The following is a 324-nucleotide window of genomic DNA, read 5'->3' as shown; positions in this document are numbered from 1 at the left end:
CCCACGGGCGCGCACGGCCCGGCGCAGCTTCGAGTTCAAGGCCTCTATGGAATTCGTGGTATAGATGATCCGCCGAACCTCGTCGGGAAAGGCGAAGAACGGGATGACCTCGGTCCAGGCGCGCCGCCAGCTCTGGCCGATGGCAGGATAGCGGGTGCCCCAGGGACCAGCCTCGAATGCGGTCAGCGCCTGCTCGGCCGCCTCGGCGCTGGGTGCGCGGTAGACCTCCTTCAGGGCGCTCGCCAGGCCCTTGCGGTCCTTCCAGGAGACGAAGTCCATGGAATTGCGCAGCAGGTGGACGATGCAGGTTTGAACCACGGCGTC

At 66.7% G+C, this 324-nt stretch carries 1 protein-coding gene; it reads right to left on the bottom strand.

What is annotated here, in order from left to right:
• On the bottom strand, positions 1-324 hold a 324-nt coding region (locus tag SM191_RS19690), incomplete at both ends, for a transposase (protein ID WP_341507676.1).

The organism is Sphingomonas sp. 2378, from assembly GCF_038084995.1.
Classification (GTDB): Bacteria; Pseudomonadota; Alphaproteobacteria; order Sphingomonadales; family Sphingomonadaceae; genus Sphingomonas.
Note: the sequence above shows the minus strand (reverse complement) of the source record. Positions and strands in the feature narration are given on the sequence as shown.